This window comes from Caulobacter sp. Root1455, assembly GCF_001426905.1.
Lineage (GTDB): Bacteria > Pseudomonadota > Alphaproteobacteria > Caulobacterales > Caulobacteraceae > Caulobacter.
The window spans coordinates 230790-253755 of the sequence record NZ_LMFQ01000021.1; the positions used below are offsets into that span (position 1 = coordinate 230790).

Consider the following 22966-nt stretch of genomic DNA (forward strand, 5'->3'; position numbering starts at 1 on the left):
TCCTACTTCATCGTCGGGATGACGAAGGCGTCGCCCTCGTGGTCGCCTTCTGGCCACCGCGCGGTGATCGTCTTGACCTTGGTGTAGAACTTCACGCCCTCGACGCCGTGCTGGTTGGTGTCGCCGAACGCGCTGCGCTTCCAGCCGCCGAAGGTGTGATAGGCCACCGGCACGGGGATCGGCACGTTGATGCCGACCATGCCGACATTGACCCGGCTGGCGAACTCGCGCGCCGCGCGGCCGTTGCGGGTGAAGATGGCGACGCCGTTGCCGTACTGGTGCTCGGACGGCAGGGCCAGCGCCTCCTCGAAGGTCTCGGCGCGGACGATCTGCAGCACCGGGCCGAAGATCTCTTCCTGGTAGGTCCTCATGCCCTTCTTGACGCCGTCGAACAGCGACGGGCCGATGAAGAAGCCCTTCTCGAAGCCCTGCAGGCTAAAGTCGCGGCCGTCGACCACCAGTTCCGCGCCCTCGTCGACGCCGATCTGGATGTAGTCGGCGACCTTGGCGCGGTGCGCCGCGCTGACCACCGGGCCGTAGTGGGCGGCCGGATCGCTGGAGATGCCGACCTGAAGGGTCTCGATCTCGGCGACCATCCGTTCGCGCAGCTCGTCACCGGTCTTCTTGCCGACCGGGACCACCACCGGCAGGGCCATGCAGCGCTCGCCGGCCGAGCCGAAGGCCGCGCCCGACAGGTCCTTGACCACCTGGTCGAGGTCGGCGTCGGGCAGGACGATGCCGTGGTTCTTGGCCCCGCCCATGGCCTGGACGCGTTTTCCGTGCGCCGTGCCGGTCTGGTAGACGTAATGGGCGATGTCGGACGAACCGACGAAGCTGACCGCGCGGATCAGCGGGTGGGTCAGGATGGCGTCGACGGCGGTCTTGTCGCCGTGCACGACGTTCAGCACCCCGGCGGGCGCCCCGGCCTCCATCATCAGCTCGGCCAGCTTGACCGGCACGGTGGGGTCCTTCTCCGACGGCTTGAGGATGAAGGTGTTGCCCACGGCGATGCTGATGCCGAACATCCACATCGGGATCATGGCCGGGAAGTTGAACGGGGTGATGCCCGCGCAGACGCCCAGCGGCTGGCGCATCGAATAGACGTCGATGCCGGGCCCGGCGCCCTCGGTGTATTCGCCCTTCAGGATGTGGGGGATGCCGCAGGCGAACTCGATCACCTCCAGCCCGCGCTGGATGTCGCCCTTGGAGTCGGCGATCACCTTGCCGTGCTCGGACGACAGGATCTCGGCCAGGGCGTTCATGTCGCGCTCGATCAGGCGCTTGAACTCGAACATCACCCGGGCGCGGCGTTGGGGATTGGTGGCGGCCCAGCCGATCTGGGCGGCGGCGGCGGCCCGGACGGCGGCGTCCAGCTCGGCGTCGGTGGCCAGGGCCACGCGGGCCTGGATCTCGCCGGTGTTCGGATTGAACACATCGCCGAAGCGGCCGCCCTTCTCGATCGAACTTCCTTCGAGGGCTTGTCCGTTCACGAAATGGCTGATGGTCCGCATGATACGCTCCCTAGACCTTGTTTTGCGCGTCAATAGCATCCGCTTTGACGCGCGTATCCCGCAAAATTCGTCCACTCCCCCTGTCATCCCGGAAACGGCGAAGCCGTTATCCGGGACCGCCGGAAACGCAGGCGCTCTGGCGTCGGTCCCGGATCTTCGCGCTGCGCGCTCGTCCGGGATGACAACCGAAGTTACTCGTCGACGTGCACGCGGCGAAACCGGCCCTGCAGATAGACCAGGGGTTCATGGTCCGGGTCATAGCGCAGCTTCACCACCCGCCCGACATAGACCCGGTGGTCGCCGGCGTCGAAGACCTGGTGGGTCAGGCATTCGAAATTGGCCATGCAATCGGGCAGGATCGGCGCGCCGGTGCTCCAGGTCTCGGTGTCGATGCCCGCGAAGCGGTCACCGTCCTTCTGCACGAACTGGCGGGCCATCAGCTGCTGGTCGGCGTGCAGCACGTTGACCGTGAACCGCCCGGCCGTGTCCAGGATCGGCAGGCTGCGCGAGTTGAGGTCGACGCAGACCAGAGCCAGGGGCGGATCCAGCGACACCGAGGTGAACGAGTTGGCGGTCAGCCCCACGCGGCGGCCGTCATCGCAGACGGTGGTGATCACCGTCACCCCGGTGGTGAAACATCCGAAGGCGTGGCGCAGCGCCCGGGCGTCATGCGCGCCGCCCTCGCCCAGTTCGATCGTGACCGGCTGACTCATTCGCTCACCAGTGATGCAAACCGGCGGCATGGGCAAGAGTTTGGGGGTGGTCGAAGGAGACAGCGCGGCGATCACTTGCCCCCTACGGGTCGCTTCGCGACCGTCTTTCCCCACAGGGGGAAGAGGAGCCGCGCTCGGCCTCCTCCGCCCCCTGTGGGGGCGGACAGACCGCGAAGCGGTCAGGTGGGGGCAAGTGTTAGCGGGCAGTGAGATGCTCAGGTCACGCCCCTCCCCGCCTCCGCCGCCCGCCTTCGCAGCAGCGCCTCCTCCCGCCGGTTGCCGGCCATGTCGGCGGCGGCCACGAACGCCGCGCGCGCCTCCTCGAACCGGCCCAGCCGCAGGAGCAGGTCGCCGCGCACGGCGGGCAGCAGGTGATAGGCCTTCAGCGCCGGCGCGTCGGCCAGGGCCTCGACGATCGCCAGCCCGGCCGCCGGCCCCTCGGCCATGCCCACCGCCACGGCGCGGTTCAGCTGGACCACCGGCGACGGCGCGACCCTCGCCAGCTCCGCATAGAGCGCGGCGATGCCCAGCCAGTCGGTGTCGGCCGCCGTCCGCGCCTGGGCGTGGCGGGCGATGATCGCCGCCTGCAGGACGTAGAAGCCGCTCGCCCCGCCCAGGTCCCGCGCCCGCTTCAGCGCCCGCAATCCGCGCTGGATCTGCAGCGGGTCCCAGAGGCCGCGATCCTGGTCGAGGATCAGGACCGGTTCGCCCGCCGCGTCGGTCCGCGCCGCCGTGCGCGAGGCGTTCAGCTCCATCAGGGCCAGCAGGCCGTGGGCCTCGGGCTCGTCCGGCGCGATGGCGGTCAGCACCCGCCCCAGGCGCAAGGCCTCGTTGCACAGCTGGGGCCGCTGCCAGTCGTCGCCGCGCGCGGCGGTGTAGCCCTCGTTGAAGATCAGGTAGACGACCTCCAGCACCGAGGCCAGGCGGGCCGCGCGTTCCTCGCCGCGCGGGGTCTCGTAGGCCAGGCCGGACTCCGACAGCGTCCGCTTGGCCCGCACGATGCGCTGGGCCGCCGCCGTCTCGGACATCAGGAACGCCCGGGCGATCTCGTCGGTCGTCAGGCCGCAGACCATCCGCAGGGCCAGGGCCGCGCGGGCCTCGCGCGACAGCAGCGGATGGCAGGCGGTGAAGATCAGCCGCAGCATCTCGTCGCCGATGTCGTCGTCCAGGGCGGAGTCGAAGTCGGGCATGGCCCGCTGCTCGGTCTCCAGCTCGCGGGCGACCATGCCGTGCTTGCGCTCCAGCATGGGTCCGCGCCGCAGGCGGTCCAGGGCCCGATGCTTGGCGGTGGCCATCAGCCAGGCGCTGGGGCGCTCGGGCACGCCCGTGGCCGGCCACTTTTCGAGGGCGGCGACCAGGGCGTCCTGGGTCAGCTCCTCGGCCAACGGCACGTCGCGCAGCATCCTCGCCAGGCTGGTGATCAGCCTGGGATGCTCGACCCGCCAGACGGCGAGGATGGCGCGATGGGCCTCGGCGTCGTTCATCGAGGCCGGCCGCCGGCGGCGGGAGCCGGCTTCAATGCTCGATCATCGGGCGGATCTCGCACGTCCCCTCCCAGCCCGGCTGGTGGTCCTTGTGCAGTTGCAGGAACTCGACCGCCGAGGCGACGGCTTCTTCTTTGCTGGCGAACTCGAACAGCGCGTAGCCGCCGATCACTTCCTTGGCCTCGACCATCGGACCGTCCAGCACGGTGAACTTGCCGCCGGCCAGGGTGACCCGCGCGCCAGCGTCCATCGGCAGCAGCCCGCCGCCGCCCAGCATCCGGCCGGCCTGGATCTCGCGATTGGCCAGGACGTTCATGGCCTCGGTCAGTTCCGGCGTCGGCGCCGCCGGGCCGGGGGGCGCGGTGACGATCAAACACATGTAGCGCATCTGGAAATCCTCCTGGAGCGAGCCGGGACGCCGTCGTCGCCGGACTGTCTCGCTATTGAGGTCGACGAGCCAGCCCTGGATGGATCGACGGGGCGGATGAAGTTTTTTCGTGCGGCGAACGCTTGCCCCCTACGGGTCGCTTCGCGACCGTCTTCCCCCACAGGGGGAAGAGGTTCCGCCGCCGGCGCCGCGCGCGTCCTCCGCCCCCGTGGGGGCGGACAGACCGCGAAGCGGTCAGGTGGGGGCAAGTGTTAGCGGGCATGGCTCTTCAGGCTCACGCTTTCGCTGTGAGTTGGAATGGAAAGGGTCGCGGAGCGCCGGACACCGTCCGGATGCTTTTAGACAAATACCGTTTCGACGAAGCCCGATCGCTCCGCGCGGTCGTTATCCGGAAGCCTGCGGCGCTGAGCCTTGGTTAGGGCCTCGCCGCCTTGAAGCCTCCGACGGGCGGGCCAGGTCAACGACACCCGGTCCCGGACCGCGAGCGCATCACCGCCCGCCTGCCGCTAGGTCAGCCCTCACGCCACGCCGTTTTAGTGTTCCATGCCCGGCCGGCCCTGGAGACGTGAGGTTTGACGAGGTCCCTACGCACGCGGATCCCGCCGCCGACAGAGCTTCCCGCTCGATCGCCCCCCGCCGCCGCATCGGTCGCTGGCCATGCGCCCTTTCCCNGCCCGCCTGCTGCTAGGTCAGCCCTCACGCCACGCCGTTTTAGTGTTCCATGCCCGGCCGGCCCTGGAGACGTGAGGTTTGACGAGGTCCCTACGCACGCGGATCCCGCCGCCGACAGAGCTGCCCGCTCGATCGCCCCCCGCCGCCGCATCGGTCGCTGGCCATGCGCCCTTTCCCGCGTCGAGGTGGGACAAGGATACGGGCGGTTTGGAAGGGTGAGGACCAAATCGGGTCGAGAAAGTTCAGGGCGTTGAAATCGCTGAACTTTACCTGCTATTCGCCGAGCACATCCCGATCCGCCGTCATTCTCGGACTTGTTCCGAAGACCCCGCGTTCAGCCGAGCTGTCGGTTCATTGGCGGGCCAGCCCGCCACCCCACGGTCCGCGCGGTGGAGACAGGGGTCCTCGGAACAAGTCCGAGGATGACGGGAGCGCGGCCCATCCGGGGCGGGTGGGGGCATGCAACAAACACCGTCATCATCCGATGGATGTTGAACGCCAGTAAGAGCATCGCGGCTCGAACACGTCTCTGCATTGCAAGGCAGCGGCCAAACACCTTAACGTAACGCCGTCTAGGGGTTGGGTCGGCAGAGGGGGAAACCTTGTCGTCACGTCGTAGCGCCGCGATCTTGGCCTTGGCCGCCTGGCTCCTGTCCTCGGGCTTCGCCCATGCATCGACTTCCCAGCCACCAACGCTGGAGTCCCTGCAAACCCAGATCGACGCGATCAAGGCCAAGCTGCTCAAGCCGGACAAAGATGGTTGGGACAAGCTGACCGCGATATCCGGTCTGATCTCGGGCATTGCCGTGGCCGGCATCGGCTTCTATGCGACCAATGTCTACAACCGTCGCCAGACCGCCGCCGAAAGCGCGCGCAAGGATCGCGAGATACAGTTCGCCGAGATCCAGACGGTCGAGAAGTTCATTGATCACCTGGCCTCGACCGATGAACAGCGGCGCAAGGCGGCGCTGATCGCGATCTCGGCGCTGGGCAATTCCAAGGTGGCGATCGATCTGGCCGAGGCGTTCAAGGGACCGGGATCGACAAGCGCCCTGACCACCATCGCGGCCACCGCCCCGCCGGAACAGGCCCAGCGTGCTGTCCTAGCCCTGCAGGATATCTTGAGTGATCTTAGCGCCAGGGTCGTAGCGATAGAACATTCAGGCGGAGGCAGAGGCAATGGCCTTTTGCTCAACGCTGACGGGCTTGTGGTGACAGCTCGGCATTTGCTTGAGTCCGATGGCAGCACGCCGATCTACGTCCGTCTTCCGAGCGGCTCCTCCGTGTCCGCGCAGGTGGTGAAAGAGGATAACGTCCGCGACTTGGTCCTGCTGCAAACCCAAAAGCAGGCCGTGCCGCCCCTCGACCGCACGCCCTCGGACGCCGCGTTCGGCGAGCGCGTGGTCGTTGTTTGGATCGATCCTGGTCCCCGATTGAAAGGCGGGAGAAAGTTGGAAGTCGGACGTCTCCTGGAAGCAACTTCGCTTCAAACCGGCGAAGCGCCCTTCCGCGGCGTTGTCGTTCAAGTGAACGCCGCCCCGGGTATGAGCGGTGCGCCCGCGGTAGATAGCGCGGGACGTCTGCTGGGGCTCGTCCAGGCCTCGGACCAGAATGGGCAAACCAAATTGATCCCCGCCAGCGATGTCTTTGCGTTCGCGGCGGAGACCTGAGCCCCTACCCCTCGATCACATGCGGCACGAACCGGGCCAGGTTCTTGGTGACCACGCTGTCGTCCTCGCGGATGCCGATGCCGGCCGGTTCGTTGCCGACCATCCAGGCGCCGACCACCGGGCGCTTGCCGTCGAACGCCGGCGGCGGGTGGTAGGCCTGGACGATCGCGCCCTCCTCGCCATAGCCCTGGTCGAGCACCGGCTCGTCTCCGCCGACCACCTCGACATTGGCGCCCTCCCGCGAGAACAGCGGCTTGCGCACGAACCGTCCGCCCAGGGCCGACGCCGCCGGGTCGCCCTCGAAATAGGCCTCCAGCAGGTTGGGGTGGCCGTGGTGGCGCTCCCACAGCAGCGGCAGGATGCCCTTGTTGGACAGGATCGCCTTCCACGGCGGCTCGATCCAGCGGACCTGGGCGGTCTCCAGGTGCGCGGCGTAGGGCTCGCGCAGCATGAACTCCCACGGATAGAGCTTGAACGCCGCCTGCAGGACGAAGCCCTCCAGGTCGACGAACTGGCCCTCCTCGTTCAGGCCGATGTTGTCCATGGCCACGAACTTGGGCGCGAGCCCAGCCTGCAGCGCCAGGTCCTCGAGGAAGCGCACGGTCTGGCGGTCCTCGACCGCGTCCTCGTCGCTGGCGAAGTGGACGAAGCCGCCGGTGGGAAACAGCACCTTGAAGCGGTCGCGCAGGGCCTCGAACAGGCTGTTGAACTGGTCGGCGTTGGCCGGGAACGTCCCATTGGCGATCAGTTCTTCGAGCCACAGCCACTGAAAGGTGGCGGCCTCGAAGACGCTAGTCGGGGTGTCGGCGTTGTATTCGTAGAGCTTGGGCTTGGACTTGCCGTCATAGCCGAAGTCGAAGCGACCGTAGAGCGACGGCGACTTGGCGCGCCAGGCGGCGGCCACGAAGTCGCGATGGCCGTCCGGGATCGCCAGCCGCTCCATCAGCTCCTGGCTGGCGGCCACCTCGTCGACCAGGTCCAGACACAGCTCGTGGAGCTCGGCCGCGGCCGGCTCCAGGTCCTGCTCCACCTGGTCCAGGGTAAAGGCGTAGGCGACGCTCTCGTCCCAATAGGCCTGGCCTTCGGTGTGGTGATAGACGAACCCGACCGCCTCGGCCTTGGCCTGCCAGTCGGGTCGCGGCGTCAGCTTGAGGCGGCGCAAGATCCTACTCGGTCTTGCCGTCCTTCTGCTCGATCTGCAGCGGCGGGGCGGCCGGGGCCAGGCGGGCCAGGACGTCGTCGGCGCTGGACTGGCCCGGCAGGATGCCCGCCAGGCGCAGCTTTTCGTCCAGATCCGCGCCGGTGCGACGGTCTTCCAGCTCGCCGGCGGCCTTGATCTTCTCGCCGCGGATCATCTGGCGTTCCTTGATCCGGGCCAGGCTGTCGGCGGCCGAGCCGAGCGAAGCGCCGGCCCCCGCGCCGCGCGCCGAGACGGCGGCCTGGGCCTTCTGGACGCTCTCGTTGACCTTCACGACCTCGACCTCGCGACGCAGGGTCTCGATGCGGCGGTCGGTGGCGGTGATGGCCTGGTGCAGCTGGTCCTCGGCGGCGCGCATGTCGCCGATCTGCGGCTCCTTCACCGAGATGTCCTGCTCGAGGTCGGCGATGCGCTGGGCCACCTGGCGGGCCAGGTCCATGTCGCCCTTGGCGACGGCGGCGCGGGCCGAGCCCTCGTACTTGGTGACCTGGTCGCGGAAGCCGGCGACTTCCTTCTCCAGGATGCGGCGGCGGGCCACCAGGGTGGCCATGTCGTCGCGGGCCTTGCCCTGGGCGGCGTCGGCGTCGCGGATCTCCTGGTCGAGGATGCGCAGGGCGTTGGCGTCGACGACGGCGGCGGTGGCTTCGTGCGCGCCCGCGCGGCCCAGGGTGAACAGCTTGTTCCAGATGGACATGAGGGGGTCTCTCTTGAGGCTCTTATGGGCCAGATGGCTTTTAGGCGGCGGGCGCGAACGAGGCGCGCAGGTCCGAGGCGGCGTCTATGGCGTTCTGCGCCAGGGTGCGCAGCTCGATCAGGATCTCGTCGACCGGCGAGGTGGTCGAGATCTCGCCGAACAGCTCGTAATAGTCGCGCTCGCCCACGCTGCTGATGCCGAAGTTCGACAGCGGCACCAGTTTCTGGGCCTTGAGCAGGAATTCGTTGAACGCGTGGCGGTCCTTCTGCTCGTCGACCGGCCACAGCAGGGTGGAGGCGGCGATCTGCTGGTCGCTGACGCTGACATAGATTTCCAGGTCGCCGTGCCAGTGCATGGTGACCAGCAGGATCGGGTCGGCGCCTTCCAGCACCCGCACCGTCAGCTCGTCGGCGCCCCGTCCCGGCGCTTCGTCGAGCGCGGCTTTCAGGGTGCGGACAGTCCAGGCGGTCTGGCTCATGGGGGCGTGATCCTCTCTCAAGCCTGTTCAGGCGATTTCATACTAGATGGGCGGGCGAACGCCAGTCGTCGAGAGCGCGACCTTACGCGGGCGCATGACAAGTTGGTAATCCCGCGCCCCCTTTTGTCCCTTCCTCTTTTTAACGGCCGGCGGGCGTCGTACATGTGACACGAGTTTCGCAAGCCGGGTCGTTCATGTTCAGCAAGCTCTTCGGCCGCAAGGACGCCGCGCCCGCCTCGGCCCTGCCGGCGATCCGCAACGTCACCCTGGGCCGCACGGTCTGGCTGGACACACTGGCCTGGCGGCGTCTGGGCGATGATCTGCGCTTCCCGCTGGACCGCGACACCCTGGAGATCACCGCCCAGGGCCTGGTCGACCTGAAGGACGGCGGCTTCGTGCACCGGTTCTACACCGACGACGACGTGATGTTCCAAGCCGTGTCCGACGACCGCGAGGGCCAGCGGGTCAACGACATCACCGTCTTCGTCCCCTGGGACAGCGCCTATCCGGGCGGCCGCGCCGACCGCGACGCCTGGGGCAAGCGGCTGCGGGCCCGCACCTTCACCGGCCCCGGCCTGCCCGAGTACCAGCGCCTGTGGTTCGGCGACGAGGCCGAGAGCCAGGACCCGGTGACCTTCTGGGAAGACGTCCACGACGACCGCGACGGCATCCCCGATCGGCGGATCTTCCAGACCTGCATGCTATTCGGCCGCGACCTGCCCGGCGAGGGCCGCGAGCTCCTGCTGGCCATCGAGCAGGAGAACGAGGATCGCACCGAGGTGTCGTTCGAGATCATGATCGGCGTCCCGCTGGGCGTCGGCGAATTCCGGGCCTAGGCCTTTAGGGGGAGAAACAAATGGACCTGCACGGATTTGGCGCCAGCGCCCTGGCCTTCGTGGTGGCCTTCGTCGCCGCCGGCCTGTTCACGGTGATCTTCAAGCTCGTCTACCAGTGGGTGACGCCCTACAACGAGGGCAAGCTGATCCGCGAGGGCAATGTCGCCGCGGCCCTGGCCCTGGGCGGAGCCCTGGTCGGCTATGTGCTGCCCCTGGCCTCGGCGCTCAGCAACACCGTCACCCTGCTGGAGTTCTGCGCCTGGGCGACCCTGGCGGGCGTGCTGCAGATCGCCGCCTTCACCCTGGTGCGCCTGGTGGCGATGAAGGACGTCGCCGACCGGATCGAGCGGGGCGACATCGCCGCCGGCGTCTATCTGCTGAGCATCTCCCTGGCGGTCGGCATGCTCAACGCCGCCTGCATGACGGCCTGAGGCGCGCCATGACCGATCAACCTTCCTTCCCGCGTCGCCGCCTGCGCTCCAGCGGCCTGGCCCTGACCGGCCTGATGGCCGGCACCGCGATCTCGGTCAGCGCCTGCGACGATCCCGGCACGGCGACCCGGTGGGGCGACCCGCCGGCCGCCTCGCGCGAGATCGACGCCAAGACCTACGCCTCGCTGGACGACTGCAAGACCTCCGGCGACATGACCGCCGCCCAGTGCCAGGCGGCCTACGACCAGGCCCAGAAGGACAGCGCCGCCAACGCCCCGAAGTTCGGCGACCAGCGGAGCTGCGAGGAGCGCTACGGCGTCGATCAGTGCGTGCCGCGCAACAACGGCGGCGGCGGCAGCTTCTTCACCCCGCTGCTGACCGGCTTCATCGTCGGCCAGGCGCTGAACAACATGGGCGGCGGCTATTACGGCGCGCCGATGTACCGCGACCGCAACGGGACCTATTACGGCGGCGGCGGATACCCGCTGTCGCGCGACTACGTCACCGGCCGCACCCGCGTGCGCACCGACAGCTTCAACGCCCCGGAGATGCGGGCGCCCGCCCGCGTCCAGAGCCGCAGCTCGGTGATCTCGCGCGGCGGGTTCGGGGGCTCGGGACGCTCGTACGGGGGGTGAGATCGGTCGGTCCGCTTGGACGCGACCAGACGCTCGCTCATGCGCCAGGCGTCCCGGCGAAAGCCGGGGGCGAAGGGGCCGCTCGCCGGCATGGCGTCGACGGCGGATTTCGATCCGCCGCGGACCTTCGGCGCGGCTACGCCTGGGCCCTGCCAAGAACGCTGTCCGGCTCCAGCTGTCGGCGCAGATGTTGGACGGACGCCCGGCATTCGCAGGCACCTCTTTCGAGGCCTTTGCGATCCAGGATCTTCACCGAACCGCGCGCGTAGCGGATCAGGCCCTGCCTTTGAGCGCCCATCGCGATGCGGGTGATCGCCGTGCGCGACACCCCCAGCATGACGGCGAGAAACTCCTGCTTCAGGGGCATGTCATCAAGCCCGCCGGACAGGTCCTGGCACTCCAGGAGCCAGCGGTTGAACCGCTCCTTGACCTTGTGCAGCCCGTGACAGGCGATGGCCTGCCGGCTTTCGGCCTGCAGCAGTTCGAGCTGGCGATGGACGGCCTTGCGCATGGCGGGGCTGTCGTCGAAGGCCCGCCGGTAAGCCACGGCGCGGACACGATAGGCTTTGCCCGGGATCTGAACGATGACGCGGCTGTACATGACGCCGCTGCCCAAGGCCTCAATGAACCCGACGCCGCCCTCGCGGCCGACGATCGAGGTTTCCAGCGCCGCGCCGGAGACCATCACGGTGATCAGCGACAGCAGCCCCACCTCGGGCAGGTAGACCCAGTTGATCGGGTCCTCCATCTCGTAGAGCACCTGGCCGACCGTGAGATCGATCAGTTCGAGATGCGGCCGCAACTCCTCGAGGTCCTTCTTCGACAGGGACCGCAGCAGCGCATTGTCCGGGGCGAACTGGGCCATTGGTCATCCTAGACTCTGTCGGCGCCTGGCGCGTCTTTCCCGCGCATCAACCTAAGCGGATGTGAACGGCGTCTGTTCCACTATGTGCTCGCGGTGACAGACCCTCAATTGGAGCCCGTGCGACGACGAACGACGTTGTCATCGAGGGTCTCATGGCCTCCCCCCCACATGCTAAGATCACGATCGGGAAGTCGGCGGAGCCATCCTGGCGCGGCCGGACGGACCAAGGCGTTCGGCGCCGAGTTCACGGCGCCGAAGATCCTGGCCAATCATGATGACCGCCAAGCAATACCGCGCACGGGCCGATCTGATGGACAGGGCGACGGAAGCCTCATCGAACGGGGCCGTCATCGTGGAATGCCAACGCATGGCCAAGGAATGGCGAAGGCTTGCCGATCTGGCCGAATGGCAAGACGAAATGCTCGAAAAGGGCCATCCCGCCTATTGAAGCCGCTCGGATCCAGACGAGCAGGTTCGCGGAGAGCGACAATAGTTTGGAAGTTCTGCCGAGAACGATCTCAAGCGTGCTAAGGTGTCTCCAGTTCTCGACAATGTCGGATTGTCGACCTTAGAGAATTTCCAAAAATTCAGACCGGGCATGGCTTTCGCTTCGCGAGCCTCCGGTCTCTGGGGGACGGCGTGGCTGCCCATTCGATACCTGGCGGTGACGCCGGAAATCACCTGGCCATGGCGATCATCGGATCGTCGTCCGAGCCGCTTCTGCTCTTGAATCTCGATCTGACGGTGATCGCCGCGAGCGCGTCCTTTTGCGGGGCCTTCGGCATCGAACCGGCAAGCGTCGCGGGCCAGCTGGTCACCGCCCTGGGGAACGGCGAATGGAATGTGCCCCAACTGAAGTCGCTGCTCAAAGCCACGGCTTCGGGCAGAGCGAAGATCCCCGCTTATGAGATGGACCTCAAGGGCGAAGGCCGCGCGCGACGCCGCCTGGTGCTCAGCGCCGAAAATCTTCTGTTCGGCCCTCCGGCGCGACAGCTGCTGTTGCTGGCGGTGGCCGACGTCACCGATCAGCGTCTGGCCGAGAAGATCAAGGACGACCTCGTGCGCGACAAGGCCATCATGTTGCAGGAACTGCAGCATCGCGTGGCCAACAGCCTGCAGATCATCGCCAGCGTCCTGTTGCAGAGCGCCCGGCAGGTGCAGTCCGAGGAGACCCGCGACCATCTGCACAGCGCCCACAATCGGGTGATGTCCGTGGCCGCCATTCAGCGCCAGTTGGCCACGACCGGCGAGGCCGAGGTGCTGATCGGCGAATATCTGACCGAGCTTTGCGCCAGCATCGCCGCCTCGATGATCCGCGATCCCGACCAGTTGACGATCACCGTCGACGCCGACGGCAGCTCCACCAGTTCAGAGCGGTCCGTGAGTTTGGGTCTGATGGTCACCGAGTTGGTGATCAACGCCCTCAAGCATGCTTTTCCCGAGGAGCGGGCCGGAACGATCACGGTCGCCTATCGCTCGACGGACACGGGCTGGTCGCTGTCGGTCGTCGATGATGGTGTCGGCATGCCCAAGGGCGGCGTCGCGCCGGGCCTGGGGACGAGCATCGTCCGCGCCCTGGCGGCTCAGTTGAAGGCCGACGTGAAGATCATCGACATGGATCCCGGGACGGCGGTGCGTGTGGATCAAGGCAAGATCGGCGACGTCGCTCAAGCTGGCCCGACACTGGCGGCTCTGTTGATCTAGGCCGTCATCTCGCTGGAACCCGATGTGCGCGTCCGCCCGGAGCGTCCGACATCCACCCTTATCGGCCTGTCGGGCCGATCCTGAACGGTCGGCCGACGCGATATATCGCGAGCGGCCGTGACGCCGTGATACTGATCCGTTTCCCCTGAATCCAGAGAACCCTCCTTGCCCGCTTCAGAATCCGCTCCTCAGGTCTGGGATACCAAGCAGCTCCGACGGGCTCTCGAGGCGGCGGGCGTGGCCCTCTGGTCGTGGAATGTCGACTCCGATCAACTGATCATGGACGAACTGGGCTACGGCCTGTGGGGCGTGCCGGTCACGACGGCGGTGTGTTTCGAAGACCTGTCCGCCCACATCCACCCCGCGGATCGCGACCGAGTTCGAGCCGCGTTCGCGGCGACGCGCGGAATCATCGGAGCCTACGAAATCGATTTTCGCGTCATGGTCGAAGACGATGTCCGATGGATCTCGGCCCGCGGCCAGGGCGACGACCAGGGCATGATCGGCCGCATCATGGTCGGCGTCTTTCTCGACGTGACCGGCCGCAAGCAGGCGGAAGAGGCCAACGAGCTGCTGGCCGGCGAGATGAGTCACAGGGTCAAGAATCTGCTGACAATCGCCTCGGCCCTGACCGCGATCACCTCGCGCTCGACCGAGACGACGACGGAAATGGCGCGTGAACTGACGGAGCGTCTCACCTCCCTGGGCCGCGCCCACGACCTGGTTCGTCCGATCCCCGGCGGCGACGGCAAGGCCGCGCTGCTTGGAGACCTGATTTCCGTCCTTCTGGCGCCCTATGACGACCTGGGCGCCTTCAGCGGCCGCATTCGCGTGTCGGTCCCCCGGATGGGCGTGGGGGAGGCCGCGGCGACCACCCTGGCCCTGGTAATCCATGAACTGGCGACCAATTCCCTGAAATACGGGGCGCTCTCCGTCGAAGCCGGCACGCTGGACGTTTCATGCACGGCGCAGGACCAGGACGTGGTCATGATCTGGACCGAGCGTGGCGGCCCGCCGGTCACGGCGCCGGAAGGAGCCGGAGGGTTCGGCAGCAAGCTGGTGACCCGGGGAATGTCGGCTCAGCTGGGCGGGTCCATCGTCTACGACTGGCCCACCCATGGCGTCATCGCCACGCTGCGGATGCTCAAGGACCGCCTCGGGACCTGATGGCGACGCCCGAGGCGCGGCCGCCGCGACGGAGCGGCCGGAACGACGTCCATGGCGGGTTGGGGCCGTGGGACAATGCGAACCTGGCGCACCGCCAGGCGGAAAAAGTGGGGACACGCCCTCGCGAACGGCGCTCTTGTTGTCCCGGCGCGGCTGACAGCGCGGGCGTGTCCCCTTCCCCCTCCCCTATGGCTTCACGAACTTGAGGATGAACTGGTCGGTCTTACCCCGGATCGACGGGTCGAAGACGATGGCGGTGCGCGGGTCGTCCGGGTTGCGCAGCACCCGACTCTCGGCGGCCAGCTTGAAGCCGGCGGCCTCGACCTCGGATTTCACGACCGCGATGTCGATCCGGTGCAGGGGGTCGACCGCCGACAGGTCCGAACCCTCGGCGGCGTAGTGGTCGACGACCAGGAACACCCCGCCCGGTTTCAGCGACTTGAACACCTCGGCGTTGATCTTGGCGGCCAGGTCGGCCGGGAACGGCTTCAGATGCAGGTCGTGGTAGTTCTGGACGGTGATCACCGCGTCCAGGCCGTCGGGCAGGTCCAGCCCGACCAGGCTGTCGGTCAGCGGCGTGACGTTCTTGTAGGCCGCCACGACGGCCTCGAGGTCCGGGCCGTACTTGGCCTGGAACTTGATGAACTCGGCCGGCTGATAGGCATACACCGTGCCGGTCGGACCGACGGCCGCCGACAGGATGCGGGTGAAGTAGCCGCCGCCGATGATGAAATCGACCACCTTGCCGCCCGGCTTGACGTTGGCCAGGGCGAGGACCTGGGCCGGATGGCGAGCCGCGTCGCGGGCGGTGTCGGCCGCCGGGCGGGCCGGATCTGCGACAGCGGCCGTCAGGTTGGCGGGAACCTGGGCGAAGCCGGGCGCCGACACGCCAAGCATGAGCGCGACAGTCAGGGCGGAAATCATGGACCGTGACGTCATGGGCTTCCTCACCGTGGTTCCCCATTCGATAGCGTGTCGCGTCGATTGGGTGAACATCGATATTCGAAATCACGACGAGTTTCGGGGGACAAGCTGGGGACAGGTCCCGTCGCTCGTCCTCCCGAGGGTCCTTGAGGGTCTCCCCGTCAGTGCGTCTCGTAGGCCGCCTTGCCGCCGCTGATCGCGAAGGCCTCTTCCGGCGACAGCACCAGCTTCTTGCGGCCGAACAGGGCGAAATAGGCCACGCCCACCGCGAACCAGATCGCCACCCCGATCACCCCGGTACGATAGATCGGGTCCTTCAGCTGGTAGAAGATCGTCACCAGCGAGATCACCACCGTCAGGCCCGCGCCGGTCAGGCCGAACCGACTCTTGTAGGGCCGCTCCATCAGCGGGAACTTCTTGCGCAGCAGGATGAACGACACGCCCTGCGCCACATAGGACAGCATGGCCCCGAACACCGCCATGTTCAGCAACGTCCCGCCGATCACCGCCGCGCCCTTCTCGGCCCCGAGGATGAACCAGACCGCCAGCATCACCGCCAGGCCGGCCGCCGAGCCGGTCAGCAGGGCCACGTCCGGCGTCTTGCGCACCCCGTGGGTCACCGACAGGGCGCGGGGGAAGTAGCCGGCCCGCGACAGCGAATAGATCTGACGGCCATAGGCGAAGATGATGGCGTGGAAGCTGGCGATCAGGCCCGCCACCGCGACGGCGGCCAGGACCTTGGCCAGGCCCCCGCCATAGATCGTGCGGAAGCCCTCCAGGATCGGCTCGCCCGACTTGGACAGGGCGAAGGTCCCCGGCGAGATGGCGCTGTTGAGCCACAGCACCAGCAGGGCCGAGACGATCAGGGTCAGCATGCCCAGGATGATGCCCTTGGGCAGGTCGCGCGCCGGGGTGTGGCTTTCCTCGGCCGCCAGCGGCAGCTGTTCGATGGCCAGGAACAGCCACACCGCGAACGGCAGCTGGGCCAGGGCCCCGCCGACGCCGGCCGGCAGGAACGGTCCGTGGCCGTCCTTCAGCTCGGTCCCGCCCGGGCCGACGTTCATGGCGTACTTCAGGAAGTCGGCGTGCGGCAGGGCGCTGACCCAGAACACCGCCAGGCAGGCCAGGGCCAGCAGGGTGATGAACACCGTGAACCGGAACGACATCGCCACGCCGCCGGCGTTCAGGCCGACGAAGATCACGTAGGAGCCGATCCAATAGAGCGGCTGAACCCAGGCCGGCGTCTCGAAGATGCCGCCCAGGTACGAGCCGATGAAGAAGCAGACCACGGCGGCCGTCAGCACGTATTCGACGTTCTCGCACAGCCCGGTGATGAAGCCGCCCCACGGCCCCATGGCGGCGCGGGCGAAGCTATAGGCTCCGCCGGTGTGCGGCTGGGCCGCCGCCATCTCGGCGATCGAGAAGGTCAGGCCCAGATACATCACGGTGATGATCAGGGTGGCCACCAGCATGCCGCCCCAGCCGCCGACGCCCATGCCCAGGTTCCAGCCCGAGAACTGGCCCGAGATCACCGCCCCGACGCCCAGCGCCCACAGCGAGAACACGCCCGCGTAGCGCTTGAGGCCCCGTTTGTCGAAATACTCGGCGCCGACTTTTTCGTAGCTGACGCCGCCGCCGGCGGTTTCCTCGCCCATCACCCGTCCCTCCTCGCCGATTGTCCCAGGCGCAGGTTGCCCTCATCGGACCGGAACGGCGAGCCTTCGTGATCACGAATTTGGCGATTTGGGAGATCGGCGTTCACTATTTCGGCGCGCGGCTGTCACCCTGCGCACAAGACGAGCGCCTCAATTCCTGGTAGAGCCTCACAACCCATGGGGAGGGCCGGAAGATGAAGACGTTGGCGGCGCGGGCGGCGGCAGCCCTGTTCGGAGCGCTGGTGGCGCTGGCGGCCGGCGCGGCCTCGGCCCAGCCGCCGACCTGCCGTTACAAGGTGGTGGACGCGCCCAAGGCCCTGTTCCCGGGGATCGGCTACCAGACGATCCAGGTCGCCTGCACGAACACGGACGGCGCCCACCAGGCCCTGGCGCACGTCCTGACCCTCGACGTCGGCGCCGGCGCGATCCAGCTGGCCGCCTCCGCGCCCGGTTCGAGCGGGTTCGTGATGCAGCTGCCGTCCGACGTTCTGGTCGCGACCGGCGCCAGCGTGGCCGTGAACGCCAACCTGTTCAGCAACTGCTGCGTCTACGCCGCCCCCGGTCTGCCGACCCAGTTGGCGGGCTGGGAGGCAAGCGGCGGCCAGACCTATGCGCTCCAGGGCGCCGATCCCGCCAAGCAGGGCTTTCCGTTCGACGCCAGCCTGGTGCAGCTGGCCGACCGCTCCGTGACCATCGTCTATTCCGCCCCGGGCCAGCCCGTGCCCGTCGGGGCGGTCACCGCCGTGACCGGCAGCCACATGCTGGTGTTCGGCGGCAAGAGCGTGGCGCCGCCGGGCGATCCCAAGTCCGAGTTCTTCGGTCCCAACGCCCGCACGGCCGCAGGCCTCTCCGCCGACGCCAAGACGCTCTGGCTGGTCGCCTTCGACCGCTCGCCCTCGCCCAACACCGGGCTTGAGCTGGCCGAGGCCGCCCAGGCCCTGCTGCACCTGGGGGCGAACACCGCGCTCAATCTCGACGGCGGCGGATCGACCAGCATGGTCCAGGCCACGACCGGCGGCGCCGGCTTCGCCCTGCTGAACACGCCCGCCGACTACCAGCCGCCGTGCACGGTCTACGCGTCCGGCCCGACGAGCGGCTGCGAGCGCTATGTGGGAACGACCCTGACCGCGACCGTCCAGGCCTCGGGGCGCTAGAGGGTCCGATCCGTTTGCCGCCCCCTTTGTTGTCATCCCGGGCCCTCGGGACGCGCTTTGCGCGCGCCCAAGGATAAACTGCGCGAAGCGTAGACCCGGGACCGACGCCTGAACGCCGCGCTTCCGGCGGTCCCGGATCTGCGCGCATCGCGCTTGTCCGGGATGACAGCCGATCCATGGGCCGCCAACCGCCAGCTTGACTCCGCCCGTCACCAGTCGCATATTTCTGTCATGACAGAAACGGCAGACAACGCGAAACGCCTCCCCGCCGCGGTCGAGCAGTTCGTGCTGCGCTGGGGCGACATGGGCGGGCAATGGGGCGTCAACCGCTCCGTCGCCCAGATCCACGCCCTGCTCTATCTGGCCGACAAGCCGATGACCGCCGAGGACATCGCCGACAGCCTGGGCATGGCCCGCTCCAACGTCTCCAACAGCATCCGCGAGCTGATCGGCTGGAAGCTGATCCGCCGCGTGCCCCAGCTGGGCGACCGGCGCGACCACTACGAGGCCGAGGCCGACCTGTGGCAGATGCTGACCCGCATCGCCCAGGGCCGCAAGGAACGCGAGATCGACCCGATGGTCGAGGCGCTGGGTCCGGTCCTGGCGGCGGCCGAGGACGATCCGACGCTCAGCCCCGTGGCGCGCAAGCGCCTGAAGGAGATGCACGGCTTCGTCACCACGATCGACAGCTGGTACGGCCAGATGCTGAGCGTGCCGCCCAGCACCCTGATGTCGCTGATCAAGATGGGCTCGAAGGTCGTCGGCCTGCTGGGCATGGGGCGCGGCAAGCCGGACAAGGCGAGCTAAAAATTTGGCCTGATATTTCTCTTTTGACAGAAATAGCAGGAATATGGGAACAGGGGATTTGGCGATGCTCGAACTCGAAGGAACCCACCCGCCCCATGGCCGGGGCGAGCTGGAGCCCGCCTTCGCCACGCCCGCCGACCCGCGCGACCCGCGCTTCCGCGCCCTGTTGGGCGAGGCCGGCTGGAGCCGCCTGCCCCAGGCCGTGCGCGAGCGGTTCAGCAAGCGCCTGCGGCCCGGCATGGCCGTGACCTATGTCGGCGAGATCACCGAAAGCCGGCGCACCTGGGCGGGCCGGGCGCTGGCCCAGCTGTGCCGGCCGATCGGCGCGCCCCTGCCCCTGTACGACGACCTCGGCGTGGCCGCCGTGGTGACGGTGACCGAGGACGGCCAGGCCGCCGGCCAGTTCTGGACCCGGATGTACAACCAGGCCCACGGCTTCCCGCAGGTGATCCACAGCAGCAAGCGCTTCGCCGGCCCCACCGGCCTGGAGGAGTATCTGGGCTGGGGCTTCGGCATCGCCCTGTCGGTCAGCGCCGACGAGACCGCCCTGCATTTCCACAGCCGCCACTACTTCCTGGCGCTGGGTCCGAGGCGGCTGGGCCTGCGCCTCCGGCTGCCGGCCTGGCTGGCGCCGGGCGCCCTGACCATCAGCCACATCGACCAGGGCGACGGCGGCTTCGCCTTCGTCCTGGACCTGCGCCATCCGCTGCTCGGTCCGATGCTCCGCCAGGTCGGGGTGTTCCGCGAGCGGCCGCCTCACGTCCACTAGGCCACATCCACTAGACCTTGGGAGCCATGCCGATGACCGACCTGATCTGGACCCTGGTGTTCGCCCAGGTGGCGATGGGCGGGTTCGACACCCTCTATCACCACGAGCTGACCGAGCGCCTGGCCTGGCGGCCGTCCCAGGCCGGCGAACTGCGGCTGCACGGCGTGCGCAACCTGTCCTATGCGGTGATGCTGCTGGGCCTGGGCTGGACCCAGCCGCAAGGCGGGCTGGCGCTGGCCCTGATCGCGCTGATGCTGGGCGAACTGGTCGTGACCCTGTGGGACTTCGTCGAGGAGGACCGCACGCGCAAGCTGCCGGCCAGCGAGCGGATCACCCACACCCTGCTGACCCTGAACTACGGCGTGGTGCTGGCGCTGGTGATCCCGCTGCTGGCCGGTTGGGCGACGAACCCGACCGCGCTGGTCCCGACCTTCTACGACGTCTGGAGCCTGCTCTGCTCCCTCGCCGCCGTGGGCGTGGTCGTCTTCGGCCTGCGCGACCTGGCCGCCGCCAGACGGACGGCTCGGATCGTCGCCGCCGACCCCGTTCCGCTGGTCCAGGCGCTGGCGCCGCGCCAGGCGGTCCTGGTCACCGGGGCCACCGGCCTGATCGGCCGCCGCCTGGTCGCGGCCCTGGTGGGCGCCGGACACGAAGTCATCGCCCTGACCCGCGACCGGCGCGCCGCCGCCGACCTGCCCGCCCCGATCCGGATCGTCACGTCCCTGGACCAGATCGCCGACGACGCGCGGGTCGACGCCATCGTCAACCTGGCCGGCGAGCCGATTTCCGACGGCCTGTGGACCCCCGCCAAGCGCCGGCGGATCGTCGGCTCCCGCCTGGCGGTGACCCGGGCCGTGGTCGCCCTGATCGCCCGGTTGGACCGCCGTCCCGAAGTGCTGGTCAGCGGCTCGGCGATCGGCTGGTACGGCCTGCGCGGCGACGAGACGCTGGACGAGACCGCCGACGGCGCCGACTGCTTCTCGCGCACGGTCTGCCGGCGCTGGGAGCGCGCGGCGATGGCGGCCCAGGACCTGGGCGTGCGCGTGGTGCGCCTGCGCATCGGCATCGTCCTGGCCGTCGACGGCGGCGCCCTGTCGCGCATGCTGACGCCGTTCGAGTTCGGCCTGGGCGGCCCGTTCGGGGCCGGGCGTCACTGGATGAGCTGGATCCACCTGGACGACCTGGTGCGCCTGATCGCCCACGCCGTCGCCACGCCCGGCCTGAACGGGCCGGTCAACGGCACGGCGCCGGAGCCCGTGCGCAACGCCGCCTTCGCCCAGGCCCTGGGCCGCGCCCTGCGCCGCCCCGCCGTGCTGCCCGCCCCGGCCGCGCCGCTGCGCCTGGCCCTGGGCGCTTTCGCCGACGAGCTGCTGCTGAAGGGGCAAAGGGTGATCCCCGCGGCGGCCCTGGCCAGCGGCTTCACCTTCACCTATCCCACGCTCGACGAGGCCCTGGGCGACATCGTCGGGGCGTCGAAACCGGGCCGGCCGAGGACGGACGCTTCCCAACCCCGCGCGCTTGCCCCAGCCTGACGGCCCGACCGCCCGGAGCAAGGCGCGGCGAACGGAGGATTCGGCGCGATGGCGGACGAGATCGACCTGGGAGAGTTCGACTATGTGGTGGTCGGCGCCGGCTCCGCGGGCTGCGTGCTGGCCAACCGCCTGTCGGCCGATCCCTCGGTCAAGGTGCTGCTGCTCGAGGCGGGCGGCCGGGACGACTGGATCTGGTTCCACATTCCGGTCGGCTACCTGTTCGCCATCGGCCATCCGCGCGCCGACTGGCTGCTGGAGACCGTCGCCCAGACCGGACTCGACGGCCGCGCCCTGGCCTATCCGCGCGGCAAGGTGATCGGCGGCTCCTCGTCGATCAACGCCATGATCTACATGCGCGGCCAGGCGCTGGACTATGACGGCTGGCGCCAGAGAGGGCTCGCGGGCTGGGGATGGGCCGACGTCCTGCCCTATTTCCTGCGCCATGAGGACCACATCGCGCCGAGGGGCGACCATCACCGCTCGGGCGGCGAATACCGGGTGGAGCACCCCCGGGTGCGCTGGGACATCCTGGACGCCATCCGCCAGGCCGGGGTGCAGGCCGGCGTGCCCGCGGTCGAGGACTTCAACGGCGGCGACAATTCGGGCTCGTCCTATTTCCAGGTCAACCAGCGCGCGGGCCGGCGATGGAGCACCGCCTCGGCCTTCCTCAAGCCGGTGCTGGCGCGCGGCAACCTGCGCCTGGAGACGGGCGTCGAGGTTCAACGGATCGAGCTGGACGGGCGCCGAGTCGTCGGCCTGCGCGCGGTGTGCGGCGGCCATGTGCTGACCGCCCGCATCGCCGGCGAGCTGATCCTGGCGGCCGGCGCGATCGGCTCGCCTCTGATCCTGCAGCGGTCGGGGATCGGGGACGCGGAGACCTTGAAGCAGGCCGGCGTCGCCGTACGCCACCACCTGCCGGGCGTCGGCGCCAACCTGCAGGACCACCTGCAGATCCGGCCGGTCTACAAGGTCACGGGCGTGCGCACCCTCAACACCGACTACGCCAACCTGATCCGGCGCGTGGGCATGGGCATCGACTATGCGCTGCGCCGGTCCGGCCCCCTGACCATGGCCCCCTCGCAGCTGGGGATGTTCTGCCGCTCGGACCCCAGCCGGGCCACGCCGAACCTGCAGTTCCACTTCCAGCCGCTGAGCCTGGACCGCTGGGGCGAGGGCCTGCACCGGTTCGGGGCGTTCACCGCCAGCGTCTGCAACCTGCGCCCCACCAGCCGGGGACGCGTCGGCCTGTCCGGCCCAGGCCTGGCCGACCCGCCGCGGATCGATCCCAACTACCTGGCCACCTTGGAGGATCGCGACGTCGCGGTCGCCTCGCTGCGCTGGGCGCGCCGGATCGTGAGCCAGCCCGCCCTGGCCCCCTACGCGCCCGAGGAGTTCCGGCCCGGCGCGGCGATCGAGACGGACGAGGGGCTGCTGGCGGCGGCCAAGGCGCTGGCCACCACGATCTTCCACCCGGTCGGCACGGCCGCCATGGGACCGGCCGACGACCCGCTGGCGGTCCTGGACGAGCGCCTGAGGGTGCGCGGCCTGCGGGGCCTGAGGGTGGTGGACGCCTCGGTGATGCCGGCCATCACCTCCGGCAACACCAACGCCCCCACGGTGATGATCGCCGAGAAGGGCGCGGCGATGATCCTGGAGGATCGGCGATAGGCCTCCCCACG

General features: G+C 68.7%; 22 protein-coding genes. 12 read left to right on the forward strand and 10 right to left on the reverse strand.

What is annotated here, in order from left to right:
- Positions 1-2 precede the first annotated feature (2 nt).
- From ASD21_RS13240 to ASD21_RS13255, 4 genes are all read right to left on the reverse strand, one after another.
- Positions 3-1511 (reverse strand): CoA-acylating methylmalonate-semialdehyde dehydrogenase, encoded by a 1509-nt coding sequence (locus tag ASD21_RS13240; protein WP_056441760.1) that lies wholly within the window; start codon positions 1509-1511, stop codon positions 3-5.
- Between the two features lie 191 nt (positions 1512-1702).
- Entirely contained in the window at positions 1703-2224 is a 522-nt protein-coding gene (locus ASD21_RS13245) for a flavin reductase family protein (protein WP_056441762.1), read from the reverse strand.
- Between the two features lie 215 nt (positions 2225-2439).
- On the reverse strand, positions 2440-3708 hold the full coding sequence (locus tag ASD21_RS13250) for an RNA polymerase sigma factor (protein ID WP_056441765.1): 1269 nt from the start codon (positions 3706-3708) through the stop codon (positions 2440-2442).
- A 31-nt stretch (positions 3709-3739) separates the two neighbouring features.
- Entirely contained in the window at positions 3740-4096 is a 357-nt protein-coding gene (locus ASD21_RS13255; protein ID WP_056441768.1) for a YciI family protein, read from the reverse strand.
- Positions 4097-5403: 1307 nt separating this feature from the next.
- Here ASD21_RS13255 and ASD21_RS13260 point away from each other — a divergent pair.
- Positions 5404-6438, forward strand: coding sequence for a S1 family peptidase (locus tag ASD21_RS13260; RefSeq protein ID WP_162250235.1), 1035 nt, complete (start codon positions 5404-5406; stop codon positions 6436-6438).
- Between the two features lie 4 nt (positions 6439-6442).
- Here the strand turns inward: ASD21_RS13260 and ASD21_RS13265 are convergent, their stop codons facing one another.
- From ASD21_RS13265 to ASD21_RS13275, 3 genes are read right to left on the reverse strand one after another with little or no spacing between them, the layout of a single operon-like run.
- Positions 6443-7600 carry a glutathionylspermidine synthase family protein gene (locus tag ASD21_RS13265; protein ID WP_056441772.1) on the reverse strand — a complete coding sequence of 386 codons (1158 nt, stop codon included), beginning with the start codon at positions 7598-7600 and terminating at the stop codon, positions 6443-6445.
- Between the two features lie 4 nt (positions 7601-7604).
- Complete coding sequence (locus tag ASD21_RS13270) at positions 7605-8330, reverse strand: PspA/IM30 family protein (protein ID WP_056441776.1); 726 nt, start codon at positions 8328-8330, stop codon at positions 7605-7607.
- Positions 8331-8370: 40 nt separating this feature from the next.
- Entirely contained in the window at positions 8371-8808 is a 438-nt protein-coding gene (locus ASD21_RS13275; RefSeq protein WP_056441780.1) for a YjfI family protein, read from the reverse strand.
- Between the two features lie 194 nt (positions 8809-9002).
- On the opposite strand from ASD21_RS13275, the gene ASD21_RS13280 reads away from it, so the two are divergent.
- Genes ASD21_RS13280 through ASD21_RS13290 form a run of 3 tightly spaced genes read left to right on the forward strand, consistent with a single transcriptional unit; the run spans position 9003 to position 10710 of the window.
- Entirely contained in the window at positions 9003-9644 is a 642-nt protein-coding gene (locus ASD21_RS13280; protein WP_056441785.1) for a YjfK family protein, read from the forward strand.
- A gap of 20 nt (positions 9645-9664) precedes the next feature.
- Positions 9665-10075 carry a DUF350 domain-containing protein gene (locus ASD21_RS13285; protein ID WP_056441787.1) on the forward strand — a complete coding sequence of 137 codons (411 nt, stop codon included), beginning with the start codon at positions 9665-9667 and terminating at the stop codon, positions 10073-10075.
- A gap of 8 nt (positions 10076-10083) precedes the next feature.
- On the forward strand, positions 10084-10710 hold the full coding sequence (locus ASD21_RS13290; protein WP_056441790.1) for a DUF1190 domain-containing protein: 627 nt from the start codon (positions 10084-10086) through the stop codon (positions 10708-10710).
- Positions 10711-10846: 136 nt separating this feature from the next.
- Here the strand turns inward: ASD21_RS13290 and ASD21_RS13295 are convergent, their stop codons facing one another.
- Positions 10847-11575, reverse strand: a complete 729-nt coding sequence (locus ASD21_RS13295) for a Crp/Fnr family transcriptional regulator (RefSeq protein ID WP_056441793.1) — start codon at positions 11573-11575, stop codon at positions 10847-10849.
- A 271-nt stretch (positions 11576-11846) separates the two neighbouring features.
- Here ASD21_RS13295 and ASD21_RS23945 point away from each other — a divergent pair, with 271 nt between their 5' ends.
- The 3 genes from ASD21_RS23945 (at position 11847) to ASD21_RS13305 (ending at position 14446) form a co-directional block, all read left to right on the forward strand.
- The gene (locus tag ASD21_RS23945; RefSeq protein ID WP_156390623.1) at positions 11847-12023 is read left to right on the forward strand and encodes a hypothetical protein; all 177 of its coding nucleotides are present in this window, start codon (positions 11847-11849) and stop codon (positions 12021-12023) included.
- A 239-nt stretch (positions 12024-12262) separates the two neighbouring features.
- Positions 12263-13279: a sensor histidine kinase gene (locus ASD21_RS13300; protein WP_056441796.1), complete on the forward strand. Its 1017-nt coding sequence runs from the start codon at positions 12263-12265 to the stop codon at positions 13277-13279.
- Positions 13280-13516: 237 nt separating this feature from the next.
- Positions 13517-14446: a sensor histidine kinase gene (locus tag ASD21_RS13305; RefSeq protein WP_235524884.1), complete on the forward strand. Its 930-nt coding sequence runs from the start codon at positions 13517-13519 to the stop codon at positions 14444-14446.
- A gap of 186 nt (positions 14447-14632) precedes the next feature.
- On the opposite strand, the gene ASD21_RS13310 is transcribed toward ASD21_RS13305, so the two are convergent.
- Entirely contained in the window at positions 14633-15385 is a 753-nt protein-coding gene (locus ASD21_RS13310) for a class I SAM-dependent methyltransferase (protein WP_056441802.1), read from the reverse strand.
- Positions 15386-15531: 146 nt separating this feature from the next.
- Entirely contained in the window at positions 15532-17025 is a 1494-nt protein-coding gene (locus ASD21_RS13315) for an amino acid permease (RefSeq protein WP_056441805.1), read from the reverse strand.
- 194 nt (positions 17026-17219) lie between these two features.
- Here ASD21_RS13315 and ASD21_RS13320 point away from each other — a divergent pair, with 194 nt between their 5' ends.
- From ASD21_RS13320 to ASD21_RS13340, 5 genes are all read left to right on the forward strand, one after another.
- Entirely contained in the window at positions 17220-18179 is a 960-nt protein-coding gene (locus ASD21_RS13320; RefSeq protein WP_056441808.1) for a phosphodiester glycosidase family protein, read from the forward strand.
- A 231-nt stretch (positions 18180-18410) separates the two neighbouring features.
- A complete protein-coding gene (locus ASD21_RS13325; RefSeq protein ID WP_056441811.1) occupies positions 18411-18986 on the forward strand; it encodes a GbsR/MarR family transcriptional regulator in 576 nt (191 codons plus the stop codon).
- 64 nt (positions 18987-19050) lie between these two features.
- Positions 19051-19755: a DUF4166 domain-containing protein gene (locus tag ASD21_RS13330; RefSeq protein WP_056442421.1), complete on the forward strand. Its 705-nt coding sequence runs from the start codon at positions 19051-19053 to the stop codon at positions 19753-19755.
- 32 nt (positions 19756-19787) lie between these two features.
- Complete coding sequence (locus ASD21_RS13335) at positions 19788-21287, forward strand: TIGR01777 family oxidoreductase (RefSeq protein ID WP_056442423.1); 1500 nt, start codon at positions 19788-19790, stop codon at positions 21285-21287.
- A 48-nt stretch (positions 21288-21335) separates the two neighbouring features.
- Positions 21336-22955, forward strand: a complete 1620-nt coding sequence (locus tag ASD21_RS13340) for a GMC family oxidoreductase (RefSeq protein WP_056441814.1) — start codon at positions 21336-21338, stop codon at positions 22953-22955.
- The last annotated feature ends 11 nt before the right edge of the window (positions 22956-22966 follow it).

What these genes read in the sequence shown, in the direction of transcription:
- ASD21_RS13240 (WP_056441760.1), bottom strand. Translation starts at nt 1,511, where the DNA reads ATGCGGACCATCAGCCATTTCGTGAACGGACAAGCCCTCGAAGGAAGT.
- ASD21_RS13245 (WP_056441762.1), bottom strand. Translation starts at nt 2,224, where the DNA reads ATGAGTCAGCCGGTCACGATCGAACTGGGCGAGGGCGGCGCGCATGAC.
- ASD21_RS13250 (WP_056441765.1), bottom strand. Translation starts at nt 3,708, where the DNA reads ATGAACGACGCCGAGGCCCATCGCGCCATCCTCGCCGTCTGGCGGGTC.
- ASD21_RS13255 (WP_056441768.1), bottom strand. Translation starts at nt 4,096, where the DNA reads ATGCGCTACATGTGTTTGATCGTCACCGCGCCCCCCGGCCCGGCGGCG.
- ASD21_RS13270 (WP_056441776.1), bottom strand. Translation starts at nt 8,330, where the DNA reads ATGTCCATCTGGAACAAGCTGTTCACCCTGGGCCGCGCGGGCGCGCAC.
- ASD21_RS13275 (WP_056441780.1), bottom strand. Translation starts at nt 8,808, where the DNA reads ATGAGCCAGACCGCCTGGACTGTCCGCACCCTGAAAGCCGCGCTCGAC.
- ASD21_RS13280 (WP_056441785.1), top strand. Translation starts at nt 9,003, where the DNA reads ATGTTCAGCAAGCTCTTCGGCCGCAAGGACGCCGCGCCCGCCTCGGCC.
- ASD21_RS13285 (WP_056441787.1), top strand. Translation starts at nt 9,665, where the DNA reads ATGGACCTGCACGGATTTGGCGCCAGCGCCCTGGCCTTCGTGGTGGCC.
- ASD21_RS13290 (WP_056441790.1), top strand. Translation starts at nt 10,084, where the DNA reads ATGACCGATCAACCTTCCTTCCCGCGTCGCCGCCTGCGCTCCAGCGGC.
- ASD21_RS13295 (WP_056441793.1), bottom strand. Translation starts at nt 11,575, where the DNA reads ATGGCCCAGTTCGCCCCGGACAATGCGCTGCTGCGGTCCCTGTCGAAG.
- ASD21_RS23945 (WP_156390623.1), top strand. Translation starts at nt 11,847, where the DNA reads ATGATGACCGCCAAGCAATACCGCGCACGGGCCGATCTGATGGACAGG.
- ASD21_RS13300 (WP_056441796.1), top strand. Translation starts at nt 12,263, where the DNA reads ATGGCGATCATCGGATCGTCGTCCGAGCCGCTTCTGCTCTTGAATCTC.
- ASD21_RS13310 (WP_056441802.1), bottom strand. Translation starts at nt 15,385, where the DNA reads ATGACGTCACGGTCCATGATTTCCGCCCTGACTGTCGCGCTCATGCTT.
- ASD21_RS13315 (WP_056441805.1), bottom strand. Translation starts at nt 17,025, where the DNA reads ATGGGCGAGGAAACCGCCGGCGGCGGCGTCAGCTACGAAAAAGTCGGC.
- ASD21_RS13320 (WP_056441808.1), top strand. Translation starts at nt 17,220, where the DNA reads ATGAAGACGTTGGCGGCGCGGGCGGCGGCAGCCCTGTTCGGAGCGCTG.
- ASD21_RS13325 (WP_056441811.1), top strand. Translation starts at nt 18,411, where the DNA reads ATGACAGAAACGGCAGACAACGCGAAACGCCTCCCCGCCGCGGTCGAG.
- ASD21_RS13330 (WP_056442421.1), top strand. Translation starts at nt 19,051, where the DNA reads ATGCTCGAACTCGAAGGAACCCACCCGCCCCATGGCCGGGGCGAGCTG.
- ASD21_RS13335 (WP_056442423.1), top strand. Translation starts at nt 19,788, where the DNA reads ATGACCGACCTGATCTGGACCCTGGTGTTCGCCCAGGTGGCGATGGGC.
- ASD21_RS13340 (WP_056441814.1), top strand. Translation starts at nt 21,336, where the DNA reads ATGGCGGACGAGATCGACCTGGGAGAGTTCGACTATGTGGTGGTCGGC.